This is a genomic window from Sinisalibacter lacisalsi, assembly GCF_014640115.1.
Lineage (GTDB): Bacteria > Pseudomonadota > Alphaproteobacteria > Rhodobacterales > Rhodobacteraceae > Sinisalibacter > Sinisalibacter lacisalsi.
On sequence record NZ_BMGI01000002.1, the window covers coordinates 350,058 to 367,296 of the forward strand.

The window sequence follows — 17,239 nt, forward strand, 5'->3', positions numbered from 1 at the left end:
TTGAAATGGAACCGCCATTCCCGCGCCAGTGCGCCTGGTCGGACAGGACAGCCGCCGAACCGGGGGGGTGGTGGTAATGGCTGCCGGCCCCAAGAAACGCGGCTACCATCACGGCAACCTGCGTCAGGCGCTGGTGGAAGCGGCGCTGGCGCTGATCGAGGAGAAGGGCCCCACCGGCTTCACGCTCTCCGAAGCCGCGAAGGCGGCCGGGGTGACGCCCGCCGCGGTCTACCGCCATTTCGCCGGCCGGGAAGACCTGATCGCCGAGGCGGCGCGGCAGGGTTTCGAGGTTTTCGCCGACCTGCTGGAACATGCCTATGAAACCGGCCGGCCCTCGCCGCTGGCCTCGCTGGAGGCCACCGGGCGGGCCTATCTCGCCTTCGCCCGGCGCTTTCCGGGGCACTACGTGGCGATGTTCGAAAGCGGGATCTCGGTGAACCGCGACCCCGATCTCGCGATCGTGGCCGGCCGCGCCCTTGGTGTGCTGGAGAAAGCCGCGGGCGAATTGATGGCGGAGTTGCCGGACGAGAAGCGCCCGCCCGCCCGCATGGTCTCGGCGCATATCTGGGCGCTGGCGCATGGCGTGGTCGAGCTGTTCGGACGCGGTGCGCCGGGCCGGACATCGCCGTTCCCGCCCGAGGACCTGCTCGAAAGCGGGATCGGGATCTATCTCAGGGGGCTGGGGTTGATCCGGCCCGACGCCTGAGAATGGTTCCGCGCCCGCCCGTCACCACCCTTGTGAACGCGCTCTCGTTCTACCGGCTGCTGGCCGCTCCGGTGATCGTCTGGGCCGCGCTTTCGGGCCATCGCGGGTTATTCGCGGTGCTCATGCTGGTCAGCCTCGCCACCGACGCGGCCGACGGCTTCCTCGCCCGGCGCTGGAAGCAGGAGAGCCGGCTCGGCGCCCGTCTTGATTCGCTGGCCGACAGTCTCACGCTGGGGGCGGGGCTTGTGGGGGTCTGGGTCTTCGAGCGCGCGCCCTTCCTCGAGTCGCCGGGCTGGCTGCTGATGTTCCTCGCGGCGCTCGGCGTCGCGACGGCGGTGAGCCTGGTGAAGTTCGGCCGGCTGCCCGCCTTCCACCTCTACTCGTTCAAGCTGGCCGACCTCGCGCTCACCGCCTTCTTCATCGCGGTGTTTCTCTACGATTTCCTGCCCTGGGCCTATGCGCTGTCGATGAGCCTCGCCACGCTGGCGGCGCTGGAGATCATCGCGGTGGCGCTGGTGATCGACCGGTTCCGCACCGATCTCAAGGGGCTCTGGTGGGTGCTGCGCGCGCGCCGCTGAGCCACGTGCGCAAGCGATCGCGCGATCGCGTGGCACGCCGCCGCGCGGCGGCGTCCGCCTAGCCCAGCAGACGGTGGGCCAGTTCCAGCCCCTCGACGAGCTTGTCGACCTCCTCGGTGGTGTTGTAGAGGCCGAAGCTCGCCCGCGCGGTGGCGGTGAGGCCGAGATGGGTCATCAGCGGATGGGCGCAGTGGTGGCCCGCGCGCACGGCGATGCCCTTCTGGTCGAGGATGGTGGAGATGTCATGGGCGTGGCCGGCGCCTTCGATCGTCATCGAGAAGATCGCGGCCTTGCCCGGCGCATCGCCCTGCACGTTGAGCCAGTTCATCTCCTTGAACCGTTCGCGGGCATAGCTCGCCAGCCGCGCCTCGTGCGCGGCGACATTGTCCATGCCGAGCTCCATCAGGTACTCGAGCGCCACGCCGAGGCCGATGGTCTGCACGATGCCAGGGGTGCCGGCCTCGAACATCATCGGCGGATCGTTGTAGCTCACCGCCTCGCGTGAGACCTCGCGGATCATGTCGCCGCCCCCCATGAAGGGGCGCATCTCGGCCATACGTTCGCGCTTGATGTAGATCGCGCCGGAACCCGAGGGGCCGTAGAGCTTGTGGCCCGTCACCGGGTAGAAGTCGCAGCCGATCTCCTGCACGTCGACGGGCATGTGCACCGCGCCCTGGCTGCCGTCGACCAGCACCGGCACGCCCTGCGCCTGCGCGCCCTCGGTGATCCGCTTCACGTCGACCACCGTGCCCAGCACGTTCGACACGTGGGTGACCGCCACGAGCTTGGTGCGCGGGGTGATCGCGGCGATCACCTTCTCGGCGTCGAGCGAGCCGTCGGGCTCGGTCTCGACCCAGACCAGCTTCACCCCCTGGCGTTCGCGCAGGAAGTGCCACGGCACGATGTTGGCGTGGTGTTCGGCCACGCTGAGCACGATCTCGTCGCCCTCGCCCATGCGCGGCATCGCCCAACCATAGGCCACGAGGTTGATCGCCTCGGTGGTGCCCGAGGTGAAGACGATCTCCTCCTCCGAGCCCGCGCCGAGGAAGCGCGCCATAATCCCGCGCACCGCCTCGTACTTGTCGGTGGCGAGGTTCGAGAGGTAGTGCAAGCCCCGGTGAACATTGGCGTATTCTTCCGAATAGGCCTTCGTCACCGCCTCGATCACCGCGCGCGGCTTCTGCGCCGAGGCGCCGTTGTCGAGGTAGACCAGCGGCTTGCCGTTGACCTCGCGGGCGAGGATCGGGAAATCGCCGCGGACCTTGTCGATGTCATACATCAGAACTCTCCCGTCTCGGTCGGCACGCCCACACCGATGATCGCCAGCACGATGGAAAACACCACCATCGCCGCGAACATGGTCAGAAGGATGCCGACGAACACCATGCCGGCGTTGTTGAAGCCATGCATCTCGGCGATGAAATGGCTCAGGATCCAGAACGTCAGCACCAGCCCGATCACCCAGAGCAGCATCGCCAGCCCCGGCGCGAAGAGGCCCAGCACGAGGATTCCGATCTCGATGTTCAGAAGCACGAAATGCAGCCAGATCACCGTGAGCATGGCCTGGTCGAAGCTGCCGGTGCCGCCGGCCATCCGGCCCACCCAGTAGATGCCGAAGACCGTGAGCACCGAGATCGACGCCTGGGCAATGCCGGTGACAAGGGGGTTGGCGAACAAGCCGCCGAAGGCTTCGGGATCGGTGGGAAACAGGACCGAGGCGATCACCCCGAGGATGGTGGTGACCACCAGGATCAGTGCCAGGATCTGCCAAAGCACCGCCCGCGACAGATCGAGGTTCTGCACGTCGCGCGCCACCTTGCGCGGTTCCGGCACGGTCTGCAACGCCATGCCAAAGAGATAGCCCCACTCGAGTTTCATGACCGCTCCACCGTCCACAGGTTGAGCGACCAGTGCACCACGAAGGCGGCGAGTGCAACCACGCCGGTCACGGTCAGCTGCGCACCGGGGCCGATGAAGCCCGCGACGAGGCCCCACAGCAACCACAGCGGGCTGGCAACCAGCAGCGCCCAGAACAGCGCGAAGCGCGCGCCGTAGCCGCTCCCCTGCCCGCCTATTGCGCGGGCGGCGAGGTGGCTCAGGCTTCCCAGCGCGTAGGCCACGAGCGGCACGATGAAGAGCCAGCCCAGCAGCGCGCCCCCGGCCAGCATCTGGAACTCCTGCCCGGTCTCGAACGCCTCGCGCTGCAGCCGGGGCCATTGCGCAACGAAGATCAGGAGGCAGGCCGCCATCAGAACCGCGAGCGCGCGGTCTTCACGCGGGGTCGTGCCGACGCGGGCTTCGAACACCGCGCGCGGCGCCACGTAAGCGCGCAGGATGTCGCTGGCGACGCCCACCCTCAGCCGCGCCGCCTTCGCAGCCAGGCCTCGAGCCGGCCGGTGATGTCTTCGGCAACGGCCCCGTCCTCGATCTCGGCGATGGCATCGGCGAGGAAGGCGAGCACCAGCAGGTCGGTCGCTTCCGGCTCCGGCACACCGCGCGAGCGAAGATAGAACAGCCCCTCCTCGTCGATCGCGCCGGAGGTCGAGCCGTGGCTGCAGGCCACGTCGTCGGCGTAGATCTCGAGCTCGGGCTTGGCCAGGAACTGGCTGTCTTCGTCGAGCAGCAGCGATTGCGATTTCTGGTAGCCGTCGGTCTTCTGCGCGCCGGGTTTGACCAGGATCTTGCCCTGGAACACGCCGACGGCGCCATTGCGCAGCACCTTCTTGAACACCTGGCGGCTTTCGCAGCGCAGCGCGTCATGGGTGACGAACACGGTATCGTCATGGTGGAACGGGGCGCGCGCGCCGTCGCCCATCGCGGCGCCCGCGATATGGGCCAACGCGTCGTCGCCGCGCATCTCCACCACGCATTCGTTGCGGGTGAGCCGGCCGTTCACGGTGAGGGTGAAGCTCTTGAAGGTGCTTTCGCGCCCGAGCCGGGCGAAGATATGGGTGATCGCCTGTCGCTCGTGGTCACGCCCCTGGGTGCGGACGTGGTGAAAGGCCGCGCCGTCGCCGACCTCCACTTCGAGCACCTGGTTGAGCCGGGCGGCCGAGGGGCCGTTTTCGAGCAGCGTCAGGTCGGCCCCCGGTTCGAGCCGGACCACGTGGTGCACCAGCCCGTCAGAGGTTTCGTCGCCGTGACGGTAGATCAGGTTGACCGGGCGCGCGGCCTTGCCGGTGACGCGGATCACCAGGCCCTCGCGCGCGAACGCGGTGTTGAGCGCGGCAAAGGGGCGCTCGACCGGGCTCTGCCCGCTGGTCTCGAGCACGCCGTAGAGATCGCGCGCCCAGTGGATATCGGCACCGGCGGCCTCTTCCAGCCGCTCGATCTCGATCCCGGCCAATTCGAGCGGGTCGGAGGCCTCGGCATCGAACACGCCGTCGACGAAGACGATCTTCAGCCGGTCGATCTGGCCGAACACCGGCGCCTCGCCGCCATGGTCGAACACCGCCGCGGGCAGCGGATCGGGGGCGTTGAGCGTCGTCGGCCGGGTGAAGCGCCAGTATTCGTCGCGCGGGGCCGGCAGGCCCATCGCTTCGAGCCGGGCCAGCGCCGCCTTGCGCGTCTCCGTCGCCCACTTGCCGCCCTCGGGCAGCGCGTGGCCCGCGAGCCGTTCGGACAGTGCGTCGAGCTTGGGTTGAGCCACCGCCGCCATCATGCCGTCTCCGAAAGGATGTCGGCGTAGCCGTTGTGCTCGACCTCGAGCGCGAGATCCGGCCCGCCGGTCTTGATGATGCGGCCATTGGACATGATGTGCACCACGTCGGGCACGATATGGTCGAGCAGGCGCTGGTAATGGGTGATGACGAGGAAGCTGCGGCCGGCGTCACGCAGCGCGTTCACCCCGTCGGACACCAGCTTCATCGCGTCCACGTCGAGACCGGAATCGGTTTCGTCGAGGATGCACATCTTCGGCTCGAGAAGCGCCATCTGCAGGATCTCGTTGCGCTTCTTCTCGCCGCCCGAAAAACCCATGTTGACCGGGCGCTTGAGCATGTCGGCGTCGATCTTGAGCGTCTTGGCCTTCTCGCGCACCAGCTTGAGGAAGTCGGCGGCGCTCATTTCCTCCTGCCCGCGCGCCGTGCGCTGCGCGTTGAGCGCGGTGCGCAGGAAGGTCATGTTGCCGACGCCGGGGATCTCGACCGGGTATTGAAACGCGAGAAACAGCCCCGCCGCCGCGCGTTCCTCGGGCTCCATGTCGAGCAAGTCGGCGCCGTCGAGCGAGGCGGAGCCATCGGTCACCACGTAGCCGTCACGGCCGGAGAGCACGTAAGACAGCGTCGACTTGCCCGAGCCGTTCGGCCCCATGATCGCGTGAACCGCGCCATCGGGCACCTCGAGGTCGACGCCCTTCAGGATCGCCTTGTCTTCTTCTTCAAGTTTGACGTGCAGGTTATTGATTTTCAGCATGTTCATACCTTGTCTTTGCGCGGCCGGAGGCCGGTTGTTCGTTGCCGGGCGACGCGGGTTCGCGCCTCAGCGCCGGCGCACTTTCGGGTAACAGGTCGGCCCTTCTATCTCGGCGCGCACCGGCTCGGGGCGCGCGACGTGGCGGCGCCAGCCCAGCGTCATCGCCGTGGCCAGGGCGGCCACCAGGAACACGATGCTTGTCCAGATCGCCAACATCAGCCCACACTCCCTTCAAGCGAGATCGCCACCAGTTGCTGCGCTTCCATGGCGAATTCCATCGGCAGCGCCTGCAGCACCTCGCGGGCGAAGCCGTTGACGATGAGCGCCACCGCCTCTTCCTCGTCCATGCCGCGGCTGCGGCAGTAGAACATCTGGTCTTCGTCGACCCGCGAGGTCGTCGCCTCGTGTTCCACCCGGCTCGAGTTGTTCTTCACCTCGATGTAGGGCACGGTATGCGCGCCGCAGGTGCCGCCGATCAGAAGGCTGTCGCACTGGGTGTAGTTGCGGCTGTTGGTGGCCTTGGGGTGCATCGAGACGAGCCCGCGATAGGTGTTTTGCGCCACCCCCGCCGAGATGCCCTTGGAGACGATCCGGCTCTTCGTGTTCTTGCCGAGGTGCACCATCTTGGTGCCGGTATCGGCCTGCTGGTGGTTGTTGGTGATCGCGATGGAATAGAACTCGCCCTGGCTGTCGTCGCCGCGCAGCACGCAGGAAGGGTATTTCCACGTCACCGCCGAGCCGGTTTCCACCTGCGTCCACATCACCTTGGCGCGGTCGCCGCGGCAATCGGCGCGCTTGGTGACGAAGTTGTAGATGCCGCCCTTGCCGTTCTCGTCGCCGGGGAACCAGTTCTGAACGGTGGAATACTTCACCTCGGCGTCTTCGAGGATGACGATCTCGACCACCGCGGCGTGAAGCTGGGCCTTGTCGCGCTGCGGCGCGGTGCAGCCTTCGAGGTAGGAGACGAAGGAGCCCTTGTCGGCGATGATGAGGGTGCGCTCGAACTGGCCGGTGTTTTCGGCGTTGATCCGGAAATAGGTCGAAAGCTCCATCGGGCAGCGCACGCCGGGCGGGATATAGACGAACGACCCGTCGGAAAACACCGCCGAGTTGAGCGTGGCATAGAAGTTGTCGGACTGCGGCACGACCGAGCCGAGGTATTTCTTCACCAGCTCGGGGTGCTCGCGGATCGCTTCCGAGATCGAGCAGAAGATCACCCCGGCCTGCTCGAGTTCCTTCTTGAAGGTCGTGCCGACGGAAACGCTGTCGAACACCGCGTCGACGGCAACCTTGCGATCGGAATTCGCGCCGTCGGCGGGCACCTCGTCGGCCCCCTCGACACCGGCGAGAATCATCTGTTCTTTCAGAGGGATACCGAGTTTTTCGTAAGTCGCGAGCAGCTTCGGATCGACATCGTCGAGCGACTGGGGCTTGGTCTCCATGCTCTTCGGGCGGGCGTAGTAATACTGGTCCTGGAAGTCGATCTCGGGGTAGTCGACCATCGCCCATTCGGGCTCTTTCATCTCCAGCCAGCGCCGGTAAGCCTGGAGGCGCCAATCGGTCATCCATTCCGGCTCTTCGTTCTTCCGGCTGATCAGCCGCACGATATCCTCGGTCAAGCCCTTGGGGGCGTAATCCATCTCGATATCGGTTTCCCAGCCGTACTTGTATTTCTCGCCCAGCGAGCGAACGGCCTCGACGGTATCCTCCTCGACACCTTCCTTGATGACCACGTCGTCAATCCCAGCCATGTCTCGCCTCTCCTTCAACTTCAACGCACCCGCGCACGGGCTTGAAATTTCTCGTGTTCCCGGCGCCACGCATCCACGAAGCGCAGAACCTCGTCCTCCGACGTCTGCGGCCCGATCGAAACGCGGATCGCGCTCGCCGCCGCCGCGTCATCAAAGCCCATGGCCTTGAGCGCGCGACTGGCACGGACCTTGCCCGAGGAACAGGCGGAGCCCGCCGAAACGGCGAACCCCGCCAAGTCCATCACCATCACTTGTGTCTCCCCTTTCCACCCCGGGGTGATGAAACACGAGGTGTTCGGGAGCCTGTTCGCGTCTTTCCCGACAAAAATAGTCTCTTTTGTGGATTCGGCAACATTTTTTTCTAGAATATTTCTAAGTTCGGCCACGCGATCCCATTCTCCGGCCTCCAGATCGCGCGCCGCTGCTTCGGCCGCGGCCCCGAAACCCGCGATTCCTATGAGGTTTTCCGTGCCCGAGCGCCGCCCCATCTCCTGACCGCCGCCGCGGATGCCGGGTTCGACGTTCAGCCCGCGCCGCAGGATCAACGCGCCGATCCCCTTCGGCCCGCCGATCTTGTGGGCCGAGATCAGCGCCATGTCGGCGCCCGACCAGTTGAAGGCGAAGGGGATCTTGCCGAAGGCCTGTGTCGCATCGGTGACGGCGAGGCCCTCGGGCAAAGTCTGGATCACCCCGGTCTCGGAATTGGACAGTTGCAGCGTGGCGCGCGCCGGGTCGGGCACCGTCACCCGGCCCTGGGCATCGCAAGCCAGCGTTTCCTCGCACCAGGCCCGGACGGCGTCATGTTCAACCCCGGCGCAGGCAAGGCCGCGCCCGGCCAGCGCCAGCGCCGCCGCTTCCGTCGCGCCGGAGGTGAAGACGATATCCGCCCCCTCGGCGCCGACCGCCGCGGCCACCTGCCGGCGCGCCTTCTCGATCAGCGCCTTGGCCGCGCGCCCCTCGGCATGAACGCTGGAGGGGTTGCCCGCCAGTTCCATCGCCGCGAGCATGGCTGCCTGCGCCTCGGGCCGCAGCGGCACCGTGGCGTTCCAGTCGAGATAGCTGCGCGCCACCCCGGGCCTCAGGCCTCGTCCTCGGCGGGTGCATGCACCTCGTCGACGACATGGAAGATCGACGGCACCGCCGGACAGGGCGCGAGCTCGTTGTGCACGATGTCGGAAAGCCGGGTCTGGTGCAGGAAGACGTAGACATGCGCCGAGAGCCCTTCCCACAGCCGGTTGGTGAGGCTCTGGGCCTTCGAGCCGGAGCGCGCACCCGAAGCCCCTGCCCCGGTGTGCATCGCGCTCACCGTCTCGTCGACCGCTTCGAGCACCTCCGACACCCGGATCTCGGCGCAGGGCTTGGCGAGGCGATAGCCGCCGCCCGGCCCGCGCACGCTTTCGACCAGCCCCGCCCGGCGCAGTTTCACGAACAGCTGTTCGAGGTAGGGCAGCGAGATATTCTGGCGCTGCGACAGATCGGTGAGCGAAAGCAGCGTGCCGTCGTCCTGCATCGCAAGATCGGAAAGCGCTACCATCGCGTAGCGGCCCTTGGTGGAAAGCTTCATGCCCATACCCCTCGGAACATTGACGTTCGGCCCCCTCGCCAATATGTGAACAAGGACGCCTTCTCCGCTCACGCGGCGGGAATGGAACCGTATTAGGGTGCCCGACTTTTTCCGTCAAGAAATGCGGGCTTGAGGAGAGACCGAGAAAATATGCCCGAGGTGATTTTTCCCGGCCCCGAGGGCCGGCTCGAAGGCCGCTACCACGCGCAGCGTGAGAAGGACGCGCCGATCGCCATCGTCCTGCATCCGCATCCGCAGTTCGGCGGCACGATGAACAACAAGGTTGTCTACAACCTGCACTATGCCTTCCACCGGATGGGCTTCAACGTGCTCAGGTTCAACTTCCGCGGCGTCGGCCGCAGCCAGGGCGAGTATGACCAGGGCGTGGGCGAGTTGTCCGATGCCGCCTCCGCGCTCGATTACCTGCAGTCGATGAACCAGAACGCCAAGCACTGCTGGGTGGCGGGGTTCAGCTTCGGGGCCTGGATCGGGATGCAACTGTTGATGCGCCGCCCGGAGATCACCGGGTTCATCAGCGTGAGCCCGCCGGCCAACATGTATGATTTCTCCTTCCTGGCGCCCTGCCCGGCGTCGGGGCTGATCATCAACGGCACCGCCGACCGTGTGGCGCCGCCGGCCGATACCCATGCCCTCGTCGACAAGCTGCACGAGCAGAAGGGCATCACCATCACCCATACCGAGGTCGAGGGCGCGGGCCACTTCTTCGAGAACGATCATCTCGACACGATGCTCAGCGCGGTCGATGGCTACGTGCGCCGCCGCCTCACCGAATCCACGCGCTGACAGAGGAACGGGAGAACGACATGGGGCTTCAGGACGACGTTGCCGACAAGCTCGCGCAGGAGGTGCTCGCGCTGGTGGCCGAAACCGGCGACGAGGAGGTGGTGGAAGAGATCAAGAAAGTGATCGGCACGTCCTCGACGACGCTCGAAGAAGCCTACATGACGGCCGTGCGGGTGCGGCGCGCCGAAGGCCGGGCGCTCGCCTTGCTCGAGCAGAAGCGGCGCGCCCACGCCGGCGGCTGAGGCCGCCCGCAGGGGTTCTGCGCCGCGCCGACGCGCTCCGGGCCTGCGTCACAGCCGGTAGAGCGCCGCGAATTTCTCCTCGAGGTAATCGAGCAGCGGCGCCTCGTCGGGGGCTTTGCCGCAGGCGCGGGTGATCAGCTCCTTCGGCTCGTAGAGTCCGCCGTGGCGCTGCACGCGCTCGCCAAGCCAGGCGGTGACCCTGCCGGCGTCGCCCCGCGCGAGGTGCTCGTCGAGATCGGGCATCTCCGCGCTCATCGTCTTGTAGAGGCAGCCGGCGTAGACATTGCCGAGCGAGTAGGTCGGGAAATAGCCGAACAATCCCACCGACCAGTGCACGTCCTGCAGGCAACCGTGCGAGGCCTTGTCGACCGCCACGCCGAAATCGGCCTCGAAACGCGCGTTCCAAGCCTCTTCCAGATCCGCCACCGCGAGCTTGCCCGCGATCATGTCGCGTTCGAGGTCGAAGCGCAGAAGCACGTGGAGGTTATATTGCACCTCGTCCGACTCGGTGCGGATATAGCCCGGGTGCAGCCGGTTGGCGGCGCGCCAGAAGCTTTCCGCGTCGGCCACGTTCATCTCGCCGAAGGCGACCCGGAAGCGCTCGAACAGCCAGCCGGTGAAGGCCTGGGAGCGGCCGAGCTGATTTTCATAGATCCGGCTCTGGCTCTCGTGCACACCCATCGACACGCCCTGTCCCAGCGGCGTCAGCAGGTGGGCGCGGTCGATGTTCTGCTCGTAACAGGCGTGGCCTGTCTCGTGGATCGTGGAATAGACCGCGCCGAACGGGTCGGTCGGGCTGGTGCGGGTGGTGATCCGCACGTCGAGCCCCGAGCCGGAGGAGAACGGGTGCACCGCCTTGTCGACCCGGCCATGCGCCATGTCGTAGCCGAAGGCGCGGGCGAGATCGCGGGTGAGCTTCATCTGCGCCTTTTCGTTGAACTTGCCGGTGAGCGGCTCGGGCTGGTGCTCCGCCCCCAGAACCCGATCGCGCAAGGCCACCAGCCGGGGGCGCAGCGCCGCGAACATCGCCTCCAGTTCCGCCGCGCTGGCGCCGGGCTCGTAATCGTCGAGCAGCGCGTCGTAGGGGTCGCCCCCGGCGGCCAGCGCCTGTGCTTCGTCGCGCTTGAGCGCCACGATCCGCGCCAACGTCGGCGCGAACCCGGCGAAATCGTCGGCCGCGCGCGCCTCGGCCCACAGGCCCTGCGATTCCGCCGTCACCCGGGCCAACTCGCCCGCGAGCGCCACCGGCACCCGGGTCTGGCGATCGAAGCGGCGGCGGATGTGGCGCAGGTTGGCCTGCCCCACCGGATCGAGGCTGGCCGCGTCGATCGACTGCAACCACTCGCCCACCCGCGGATCGGTGTGGCGGGCGTGCAGCACGTGGCTGAGCGCCTCGGCCTCCTCGGCCCGCTGCGGCGCCGCGCCGCGCGGCATCACGGTTTCCTGGTCCCAGCCGAGCCTGCCGGCGATCTGCTCCAGCGCCTGGGTCTGGCGCTCGAAGGCCATCAGGTCGTCATAATGGCTCATGCTTTCTCTCCCCGGCCCCGGACCGATTGCGCCGGCGGATAGCCCGCGCGGAACCGTGCCACGAGAACCACCACCCAGGCAAGGATCGCCCCGGCCTGGTGGGTGATCGCCACGTGCAGATGCGCGCCGTTGAGAACGGTGACGATCCCCAGCACCATCTGCGCCACCAGCACCACCGCGGCCACGGTGAAGCCGGTGCGCACGGCCCGCGAAGCCGCGCCGCGCGAACGCAGGAACGCCACCAGCGCGAAGATGATGAGCAGGTAGCCCACCACCCGGTGGATGAACTGCACCAGACCGGGATTTTCGAAGAAGTTGCGCCACAGCGGCTCGATGTCGAAGGGATCGGGCGGGATGATCTGCCCCGCCATCAGCGGCCAGTCGGTGTAGCTGCGGCCGGCGTCGATCCCCGCCACCAGTGCCCCGAGCACGATCTGCAGCAGGGTGAAATGCATCAGGCCGGTGCCGAGTCCGAACAGGCGCGTCTCGCGCAGCCGCCGCGCCTGCAACAGCTCGGCCTGCGTCCGCGACAGTTCGAGTACGCCCCAGGCCAGCAGGCCGAGGATCACGAAGGCCAGCCCGAGGTGAATCGCCAGCCGGTAGGAGGCCACCGAGGTGCGGTCGCCGACGAGGCCGGAGGCCACCATCCACCAGCCCACCGCGCCCTGCACCCCGATCAGCACGCCGATGGCGAGCAGCCGCCGCGCCCAGCCCGCGGGTATCCGGCCCGCGGCCCAGAAGCCGAGGAACCCCGTGATCCAGACCAGCCCGATGATCCGGCCGAGGAAGCGGTGCCCCCATTCCCACCAGAAGATCACCTTGAACTCGTCGAGCGTCATCGCGTGGTTCACCAGCCGGAACTCCGGCGTTTCCTGGTACTTGGCGAAGGCCAGCGCCCAATCCTCCGGGCTCAGCGGCGGCAGGGTGCCGATCACCAGCGCCCACTCGGTGATCGAAAGACCGGACTCGGTCAGCCGGGTGAGGCCGCCGACAAGGATCATCACCACGACCAGCGCGAAGAGCGCGACGAGCCAGGCCCGGATCGCCTTGCGCGCACCGAGCGCGCCGCCCTTGTCGATCATGCCGGTTTGCGGTGGCTTGCGCTGGTCCGTGCCCGCCTCGTCCACCTCCTGGAATATGCTGCGCTTGCCTGCCATGGCTCCCCCCTTTCGCGGTTGCGGCGATATTTACGGAGCGGGGCGGGAATGCCAAGGCACGAATGCGCGAAATCGCCCGTCCCCGGGCGGATCGGGGCGGAAAAACCGCGCCCCTCCATTGCACCCAAAGGCTTGTGGGTGGTATAAGCGGCCGACCCATATCCTGTGTGTCCTCGACGCGCGAAACCACAGCAAGAACAATACGGCGGACAACGTGAACGACACCCCGGAAAGACCTGGAATGCCTGGCGAAACCCCTCCCGAGCGCCCCGTCCACGACGGCCCCTCGATCTCGATCGAGCAGGAAATGCGCACCTCCTACCTCGATTACGCGATGAGCGTGATCGTGAGCCGCGCCATTCCCGACCTGCGCGACGGTCTGAAACCGGTGCACCGGCGCATTCTTTACGCCATGCACGAGGGCGGCAACAGCCACGACAAACCCTATCGCAAGTCCGCCCGCGCGGTGGGCGACACGATGGGCAAGTATCACCCGCACGGCGACAGCGCGATCTACGACGCGCTGGTGCGGATGGCGCAGGATTTCTCGATGAGCCTGCCGCTGCTCGATGGCCAGGGCAACTTCGGCTCGATGGACGGCGACCCACCGGCGGCCATGCGTTACACCGAAGTGCGCATGGACAAGCCGGCGCAGGCCCTGCTCGAGGATATCGAGAAAGACACCGTCGATTTCCAGGACAACTACGACGGCAAGGACAGCGAGCCCACCGTGCTCCCGGCCCGCTTCCCCAACATGCTGGTCAACGGCGCCGGCGGTATCGCCGTGGGCATGGCCACCAACATCCCGCCGCACAACCTCGGCGAGGTGGTCGACGCCACGCTGGCGCTGATCGAGAACCCCGATCTCGATTCGATGCAGCTGATGGAGTGGATCCCCGGCCCCGATTTTCCCACCGGGGCGCTGATGCTCGGCCGGTCCGGCGCGCGCAAGGCCTATGCCGAGGGGCGCGGCTCGGTGATCATCCGGGCGAAAACCCGGATCGAGGAGATCCGCAAGGACCGCTACGCCATCGTCGTCGACGAGATCCCCTACCAGGTCAACAAGGCCACGATGATCGAGAAGATGGCCGATCTCGTGCGCGAAAAGAAGCTCGACGGCATCTCGGCGATCCAGGACGAGAGCGACCGCGTCGGCGTGCGGGTGGTGATCGAACTCAAGCGCGACGCTACGCCCGAGGTGGTGCTGAACAAGCTGTTCCGTTTCACCCCGCTGCAAACCTCCTTCGGCTGCAACATGCTGGCGCTCAACGGCGGCCGCCCCGAGCAGTTCACGCTGCGCGATTTCCTGAGCTATTTCATCAGCTTCCGCGAGGAAGTCGTGGCGCGGCGCACGGCCTTCCTGTTGCGCAAGGCGCGTGAGCGCAGCCACGTTCTGGTCGGCCTCGCGGTGGCGGTGTCGAACGTCGACGAGGTGGTGGCGACGATCCGCAGCTCGACGGACGCCGCCGAGGCGCGCGAAAAGCTGATGACCCGGCGCTGGCCGGCGGGAGAGATCGCGCCCTTCATCGCGCTGATCGACGACCCGACCCACAAGATGAACGACGACGGCACCTACAACCTGTCGGAAACCCAGGCCCGCGCGATCCTCGACCTGCGGCTGCAGCGCCTCACCCAGCTGGGGGTGAAGGAAGTCACCGACGAGCTCGAGGACCTGGCAGCGAAGATCAAGGACTACCTCGATATCCTGCGCTCGCGCGAACGGATCATGGCGATCATCTCCGACGAGTTGCGCGCGGTGAAGGACGCCTACGCCGTGCCGCGCCGCACCGAGATCGTCGACTGGTCGGGCGACATGGACGACGAAGACCTGATCGAGCGCGAAGACATGGTGGTGACGATCACCCAGTCGGGCTGGGCCAAGCGCACGCCGCTGGCCGATTTCCGCGCCCAGCGGCGCGGCGGCAAGGGCCTTTCCAGCATGGCCACCAAGGAAGAAGACGTGGTCACCACGCTCTTCGTGGCCAATACCCATACTCAATTGTTGTTCTTCACCACCGACGGCATGGTCTACCGGCTCAAGTGCTGGCGCCTGCCGCTCGGCGGACGCACCGCGCGCGGCAAGGCGATCGTCAACATCCTGCCGATCCCGCAGGGCGTGAGCATCGCCGCGATCATGCCGGTGGACGCGCCGGAGGAGGAGTGGGGCAATCTCCAGATCGTCTTCGCCACCTCCACCGGCGACGTGCGGCGCAACGCGCTGTCGGATTTCACCAACGTGATGCGCAACGGCAAGATCGCGATGAAACTGCCCGAGGGGGTCGAACTGGTGAACGCCCGGATCTGCACCGAGGACGACGACGTGATGCTGGTCACCGCCTCCGGCCGCGCGATCCGCTTCCCCAGCACCGACGTGCGGGTGTTCCAGGGCCGCTCCTCCACCGGCGTGCGCGGCATCCGCCTGCGCTCGCCCGATGACCGGGTGGTGTCGATGGCGGTGATCCGCCATTTCGAGGCCAGTTCCGACGAACGCGCCGCCTATCTCAAGATGCGCCGCGCGCTGGCCGGGGCCGACGACGAGGGCGCCGAAGACGAACCCGTGGGCGATATCAGCCCCGAGCGGTTCGAGGAGATGCGCGCCGCCGAAGACCTCATCCTCACCATCACCGAAGCCGGCACCGGCAAGCTGTCGTCGAGCCACGATTACCCGGTGCGCGGTCGTGGCGGCCAGGGCGTGCAGGCCGCCGACAAGGCGATGCGCGGCGGCGAGCTGGTCGCGGCCTTCCCGGTCGGGATGGACGACCAGGTCATGCTCGCCACCTCCACCGGCCAGTCGATCCGCTGCCCGATCGAGGGGATCTCGTTCCGCTCGCGCGGCGCCGGCGGGGTGAAGGTGTTCAACACCGGCCCCGGCGAAAAGGTGGTCTCGGTGGCCTGGATCGCCGAGAAGGATGACGACGTGGACGAGGCGGAGGCCGAAAGCGAAGGCTGAGGCGCGGGCCCGGCTTCTTGGGTCGGCAAATACCTTCGGGGGTGAATTGGCCTTGAGGCCAAGAGGGGGCGGATAGCCCCCTTCCCTTTCCCGCCGCGCTCGCCTACATCCCGGCCATGACCGAAACACTCCATATCGTCGGCGGCGGCATGGCCGGATCCGAGGCCGCCTGGGTCGCCGCCCGGGCCGGGCTCGACGTGGTGATCCACGAGATGCGCCCCCGCGTCGCCACCTTCGCGCACCAGACCGGCAAACTCGCCGAGATGGTCTGTTCCAATTCCTTCCGCTCCGACGACAGCGAGCAGAACGCCGTGGGCCTGCTGCACTGGGAGATGCGCGCGGCGGGATCGCTCACCATGGAGGCCGCCGATACCCACCGCCTGCCCGCGGGCGGCGCGCTCGCGGTCGACCGGGAGGCGTTCTCGCAATTCGTCAACGACCGGCTGCGCGGGCTGCCCAACGTCACCGTCGTGGATGAAGAGATCGCCGCGCTGCCCGGCGAGGGCCACTGGATCTTCGCCACCGGGCCGCTCACCTCCGAGGCGCTCGGGCGCGCGATCATCGCCGAGACCGGCGCCGAGCGGCTCGCCTTCTTCGACGCCATCGCCCCGATCGTCTATGCCGAGAGCATCGACATGAGCGTGGCCTGGGCGCAATCGCGCTACGACAAGGGCGAGACCGAGGACGAGCGCCGCGCCTACCTCAACTGCCCGATGGACAAGGCGCAGTACGAGGCCTTCATCGACGCGCTGCTCGCCGCCGAGAAGACCGAGTTCCACGACGGCGAAACCGCCAGCTATTTTGACGGCTGCCTGCCGATCGAGGTGATGGCCGAGCGCGGCCGCGAAACCCTGCGCCACGGGCCGATGAAGCCGGTGGGGCTGACCAACGCGCACAAGCCGGATGAAAAGGCCCACGCGGTGGTGCAGCTGCGGCGCGATAACGCTTTGGGCACGCTCTACAATATCGTCGGTTTCCAGACCAAGATGAAATACGGCGCCCAGGCGGAGGTGTTCCGGATGATCCCCGGTCTGGAGAGCGCCAGCTTCGCCCGCCTCGGCGGCATTCATCGCAACACCTTCATGAACTCGCCCACCCTGCTCGACGCCGAGATGCGGCTGAAATCGAAGCCCAATATCCGCTTCGCCGGGCAGGTCACCGGGGTGGAGGGCTACGTCGAATCCGCCGCCATGGGCCTGCTCGCCGGGCGCCTCGCGGTGGCCGAGATCACCGGCCGAAGCCTGCCGCCGGTGCCGCCGACCACCGCGGTGGGCGCGCTGGTGAGCCACATCACCGGCGGCGCCGAGGCCAAGACCTTCCAGCCGATGAACGTGAACTTCGGCCTGTTCCCCCCGGTCGAGGGCCTGAAAGCGGGGCGTCGCGGGCGGCGCGACCGCTACAAGGCCTATACCGACCGCGCCAAGGCCGATTGGCAGGGCTGGCTCGCGGCCGGCGTCTGAGGATTTCGCCGCGCTGCGCGCGCCGACCCGGGCGGGGGGCGCTGCCCCCCGTGCCCCCCGAGGTATTTTGGCCAGGATGAAGGAGAA

At 67.3% G+C, this 17,239-nt stretch carries 17 protein-coding genes; 6 read left to right on the plus strand and 11 right to left on the minus strand.

The genetic code is table 11. From position 1 onward, the window contains the following. Positions 1-76 precede the first annotated feature (76 nt). Together IEW01_RS07520 and IEW01_RS07525 are read left to right on the plus strand one after the other, a co-directional pair. On the plus strand, positions 77-706 hold the full coding sequence (locus tag IEW01_RS07520) for a TetR/AcrR family transcriptional regulator (RefSeq protein WP_188526999.1): 630 nt from the start codon (positions 77-79) through the stop codon (positions 704-706). Between the two features lie 2 nt (positions 707-708). Continuing rightward, the gene (locus IEW01_RS07525; protein WP_188527000.1) at positions 709-1,284 is read left to right on the plus strand and encodes a CDP-alcohol phosphatidyltransferase family protein; all 576 of its coding nucleotides are present in this window, start codon (positions 709-711) and stop codon (positions 1,282-1,284) included. Positions 1,285-1,342: 58 nt separating this feature from the next. On the opposite strand, the gene IEW01_RS07530 is transcribed toward IEW01_RS07525, so the two are convergent. The 9 genes from IEW01_RS07530 to iscR all read right to left on the minus strand — a co-directional run bounded on the left by IEW01_RS07530 (position 1,343) and on the right by iscR (position 9,012). Continuing rightward, positions 1,343-2,563 carry a cysteine desulfurase gene (locus tag IEW01_RS07530; RefSeq protein ID WP_188527001.1) on the minus strand — a complete coding sequence of 407 codons (1,221 nt, stop codon included), beginning with the start codon at positions 2,561-2,563 and terminating at the stop codon, positions 1,343-1,345. After that, positions 2,563-3,162 (minus strand): YIP1 family protein, encoded by a 600-nt coding sequence (locus tag IEW01_RS07535; RefSeq protein ID WP_188527002.1) that lies wholly within the window; start codon positions 3,160-3,162, stop codon positions 2,563-2,565. Before IEW01_RS07535 ends, IEW01_RS07530 begins: the two co-directional genes overlap by 1 nt. Beyond that, positions 3,159-3,638: a YIP1 family protein gene (locus IEW01_RS07540; protein WP_188527003.1), complete on the minus strand. Its 480-nt coding sequence runs from the start codon at positions 3,636-3,638 to the stop codon at positions 3,159-3,161. The genes IEW01_RS07535 and IEW01_RS07540 overlap by 4 nt, the downstream gene beginning before the upstream one ends. A 2-nt stretch (positions 3,639-3,640) precedes the next feature. Further along, positions 3,641-4,942, minus strand: coding sequence for a SufB/SufD family protein (locus tag IEW01_RS07545; RefSeq protein ID WP_188527004.1), 1,302 nt, complete (start codon positions 4,940-4,942; stop codon positions 3,641-3,643). Then, the gene (gene sufC / locus IEW01_RS07550; RefSeq protein WP_188527005.1) at positions 4,942-5,697 is read right to left on the minus strand and encodes a Fe-S cluster assembly ATPase SufC; all 756 of its coding nucleotides are present in this window, start codon (positions 5,695-5,697) and stop codon (positions 4,942-4,944) included. Before sufC ends, IEW01_RS07545 begins: the two co-directional genes overlap by 1 nt. 66 nt (positions 5,698-5,763) lie before the next feature. After that, positions 5,764-5,913 (minus strand): hypothetical protein, encoded by a 150-nt coding sequence (locus IEW01_RS07555; RefSeq protein WP_188527006.1) that lies wholly within the window; start codon positions 5,911-5,913, stop codon positions 5,764-5,766. Continuing rightward, positions 5,913-7,448: a Fe-S cluster assembly protein SufB gene (gene sufB, locus IEW01_RS07560; protein ID WP_188527007.1), complete on the minus strand. Its 1,536-nt coding sequence runs from the start codon at positions 7,446-7,448 to the stop codon at positions 5,913-5,915. The genes IEW01_RS07555 and sufB overlap by 1 nt, the downstream gene beginning before the upstream one ends. A gap of 20 nt (positions 7,449-7,468) precedes the next feature. Continuing rightward, a complete protein-coding gene (locus IEW01_RS07565) occupies positions 7,469-8,518 on the minus strand; it encodes a cysteine desulfurase family protein (protein WP_188527008.1) in 1,050 nt (349 codons plus the stop codon). 8 nt (positions 8,519-8,526) lie between these two features. Next, positions 8,527-9,012: a Fe-S cluster assembly transcriptional regulator IscR gene (iscR, locus tag IEW01_RS07570; protein ID WP_188527009.1), complete on the minus strand. Its 486-nt coding sequence runs from the start codon at positions 9,010-9,012 to the stop codon at positions 8,527-8,529. 150 nt (positions 9,013-9,162) lie between these two features. Here iscR and IEW01_RS07575 point away from each other — a divergent pair, with 150 nt between their 5' ends. Together IEW01_RS07575 and IEW01_RS07580 are read left to right on the plus strand one after the other, a co-directional pair. Continuing rightward, positions 9,163-9,816, plus strand: a complete 654-nt coding sequence (locus IEW01_RS07575; RefSeq protein ID WP_188527010.1) for an alpha/beta hydrolase — start codon at positions 9,163-9,165, stop codon at positions 9,814-9,816. A gap of 20 nt (positions 9,817-9,836) precedes the next feature. Next, complete coding sequence (locus IEW01_RS07580) at positions 9,837-10,058, plus strand: hypothetical protein (protein ID WP_188527011.1); 222 nt, start codon at positions 9,837-9,839, stop codon at positions 10,056-10,058. A 48-nt stretch (positions 10,059-10,106) separates the two neighbouring features. Here the strand turns inward: IEW01_RS07580 and IEW01_RS07585 are convergent, their stop codons facing one another. Together IEW01_RS07585 and ctaA are read right to left on the minus strand one after the other, a co-directional pair. Then, positions 10,107-11,585, minus strand: a complete 1,479-nt coding sequence (locus tag IEW01_RS07585) for a carboxypeptidase M32 (protein ID WP_188527012.1) — start codon at positions 11,583-11,585, stop codon at positions 10,107-10,109. Beyond that, entirely contained in the window at positions 11,582-12,742 is a 1,161-nt protein-coding gene (gene ctaA, locus IEW01_RS07590) for a heme A synthase (RefSeq protein WP_188527013.1), read from the minus strand. Before ctaA ends, IEW01_RS07585 begins: the two co-directional genes overlap by 4 nt. A 241-nt stretch (positions 12,743-12,983) precedes the next feature. Between ctaA and gyrA the strand changes: the two genes are divergently transcribed. Together gyrA and trmFO are read left to right on the plus strand one after the other, a co-directional pair. Continuing rightward, positions 12,984-15,692 carry a DNA gyrase subunit A gene (gene gyrA / locus IEW01_RS07595; RefSeq protein ID WP_188527014.1) on the plus strand — a complete coding sequence of 903 codons (2,709 nt, stop codon included), beginning with the start codon at positions 12,984-12,986 and terminating at the stop codon, positions 15,690-15,692. Positions 15,693-15,808: 116 nt separating this feature from the next. Continuing rightward, positions 15,809-17,152: a methylenetetrahydrofolate--tRNA-(uracil(54)-C(5))-methyltransferase (FADH(2)-oxidizing) TrmFO gene (trmFO, locus tag IEW01_RS07600; RefSeq protein ID WP_188527015.1), complete on the plus strand. Its 1,344-nt coding sequence runs from the start codon at positions 15,809-15,811 to the stop codon at positions 17,150-17,152. Positions 17,153-17,239 lie beyond the last annotated feature (87 nt).

Coding starts and splice junctions, on each gene's coding strand:
- IEW01_RS07520 (WP_188526999.1), top strand. CDS start 77: ATGGCTGCCGGCCCCAAGAAACGCGGCTACCATCACGGCAACCTGCGT.
- IEW01_RS07525 (WP_188527000.1), top strand. CDS start 709: ATGGTTCCGCGCCCGCCCGTCACCACCCTTGTGAACGCGCTCTCGTTC.
- IEW01_RS07530 (WP_188527001.1), bottom strand. CDS start 2,563: ATGTATGACATCGACAAGGTCCGCGGCGATTTCCCGATCCTCGCCCGC.
- IEW01_RS07535 (WP_188527002.1), bottom strand. CDS start 3,162: ATGAAACTCGAGTGGGGCTATCTCTTTGGCATGGCGTTGCAGACCGTG.
- IEW01_RS07545 (WP_188527004.1), bottom strand. CDS start 4,942: ATGGCGGCGGTGGCTCAACCCAAGCTCGACGCACTGTCCGAACGGCTC.
- sufC (WP_188527005.1), bottom strand. CDS start 5,697: ATGCTGAAAATCAATAACCTGCACGTCAAACTTGAAGAAGAAGACAAG.
- IEW01_RS07555 (WP_188527006.1), bottom strand. CDS start 5,913: ATGTTGGCGATCTGGACAAGCATCGTGTTCCTGGTGGCCGCCCTGGCC.
- sufB (WP_188527007.1), bottom strand. CDS start 7,448: ATGGCTGGGATTGACGACGTGGTCATCAAGGAAGGTGTCGAGGAGGAT.
- iscR (WP_188527009.1), bottom strand. CDS start 9,012: ATGAAGCTTTCCACCAAGGGCCGCTACGCGATGGTAGCGCTTTCCGAT.
- IEW01_RS07575 (WP_188527010.1), top strand. CDS start 9,163: ATGCCCGAGGTGATTTTTCCCGGCCCCGAGGGCCGGCTCGAAGGCCGC.
- IEW01_RS07580 (WP_188527011.1), top strand. CDS start 9,837: ATGGGGCTTCAGGACGACGTTGCCGACAAGCTCGCGCAGGAGGTGCTC.
- IEW01_RS07585 (WP_188527012.1), bottom strand. CDS start 11,585: ATGAGCCATTATGACGACCTGATGGCCTTCGAGCGCCAGACCCAGGCG.
- ctaA (WP_188527013.1), bottom strand. CDS start 12,742: ATGGCAGGCAAGCGCAGCATATTCCAGGAGGTGGACGAGGCGGGCACG.
- gyrA (WP_188527014.1), top strand. CDS start 12,984: ATGCCTGGCGAAACCCCTCCCGAGCGCCCCGTCCACGACGGCCCCTCG.
- trmFO (WP_188527015.1), top strand. CDS start 15,809: ATGACCGAAACACTCCATATCGTCGGCGGCGGCATGGCCGGATCCGAG.